General features: G+C 38.8%; 1 protein-coding gene. It reads left to right on the forward strand.

Going from position 1 to position 1,783, the window contains the following annotated elements; translation table 11 throughout:
* Nucleotides 1-85 precede the first annotated feature (85 nt).
* Entirely contained in the window at nucleotides 86-1,753 is a 1,668-nt protein-coding gene (locus BSCG_RS00150) for an ISL3 family transposase (RefSeq protein ID WP_008649335.1), read from the forward strand.
* The last annotated feature ends 30 nt before the right edge of the window (nucleotides 1,754-1,783 follow it).

Below are 1,783 nucleotides of genomic sequence, written 5' to 3' on the forward strand. Positions count from 1 at the left end.
TCTTCTTCTTTCTTAATCCTATAAAAAGTTGTAGATATGTTTGCTTTTTAGTAACTTTAAAGACACCACATCATTAAGAGTTACAATGCAACAAGTCATATCTACAACGTACAAATATACATCAAAAAAAGAAAATGCTCCTACAAATAGGGGATTATTCCATGATTTCAGATTCAGTCTTGGCTACGATAATCTGCAACAAGATGGTATCTCTGAAGCTGTTGGCTCATTGACGGTCTTTCTACATACGGCTGGCAAAGGGGCTTCCTGTCCTTATTGCGGACATTTCAGTCACCGATTGCACAGTTACTACTCCCGTCATATTGAGGATCTTGAAGTTTACGGTCATACTTTGGAGTTAGTCATCAAGGTTGGCAAATATTATTGTGACAATGTTTCTTGTCCACAAAAAATATTCTGCGAACCGTTGTCTTTTCTGGCTCGTCGGTATGGTAGACGGAGCTATCTTGTTGAGGAACGCATCAGATCGATAAGTTTGGAACTTACTTCCCGAAAGGCCTCTTCTCTTTTGCAACTGTTCCATATAACAGCCAGTAGTTCTTCCTGCTTACGCATCCTACAACAGTGCGGACAACACAATCCTATGCATAATAAAAGTATTTATGTAGGTATTGATGATTTTGCCTATAAAAAAGGTAAGGATTATATGAGTGTGGTCGTAGACCAGATGACACACATACCTATTGCTTTGTTAGAGGATAGAAACGGAGAAGCACTTGATAACTGGCTCATCCGGAATCCTCAAATACAATATATAACGAGAGACCGTGGAAGATGTTTCACAGAGGCTATAAACAGAATAATTCCTGGTGTTACACAAATCTGCGACCGATTCCATCTAATCAAGAATATGACGGACACGATGATACCGGAAATAGAGAAAATAATCCGTCAGACCAAGAAAAAGCTCAAATACGAATATCCTGACAGAGACACGGCTTCTTCGTTAATTCTTCAGGACATATTTAACATGGGAGATGTCCGACACAGAGAAAAATTGAAGATATACAGGGAAAGCTTGAACTTAAAAATGCAGGGGATGACCATTGAGCAGACAGCCACACATTTGGGTAAGAAAAGTCGCTACATTTATAAGATTATTCACAACAGAAGAATAGGGGCATACTTGAATGAGCAACAGAAGACAGCTCTTAAATATGTATCCGAACTGGCTACAATCATTAGTGCGGGCTGTATTACTCGAAAAATATTGGCACAAAAAATGGGGAGTAAAATCAGTGGCGCACTTATTGGAAGGATAACATCCAGCTTGCGAAAAAGGTATCAACAAAAGAGGAAGGAAGTCAAGGAGCATAATGAGAGCATTGAAAACAGAAGTAAAATACAGAGAGTTTCACAGAATCAGATACGCAAATACATTCTAAAGGGAGAATCGGATAATCCTAAACTAGCGGAACTGTATAAGTCCTCACCGCAGATTAAAGAACTTTTAAGCGTGTGTCAGAATTTCAGAGATATGATTAATGGGAACACTTATGATAAGGATATTAGAAAGTGGATTGAAAAAGCGAAGGCAACACGGAATATGGCACTGACGAACTTTGCATATGGTATTGAAAAAGACTGGGAGGCAGTACAGGCAGCTATTGATATCCCCTTCAGTAACGGATTACTGGAGGGGACAGTGAATAAAATTAAAGCGGTAAAAAGACAGATGTACAATAGGGCAGGAATTAAACTACTGAGAGCGAAGATTATTTATTCACAATAGAAGAAGTACCACCAAATTTGACGAAGAACC

This window comes from Bacteroides sp. 2_2_4 (assembly GCF_000157055.1).
Classification (GTDB): domain Bacteria; phylum Bacteroidota; class Bacteroidia; order Bacteroidales; family Bacteroidaceae; genus Bacteroides; species Bacteroides ovatus.

Excerpts from the sequence above, each read along its gene's own strand:
- BSCG_RS00150 (WP_008649335.1), top strand. The coding sequence starts at position 86 with ATGCAACAAGTCATATCTACAACGTACAAATATACATCAAAAAAAGAA.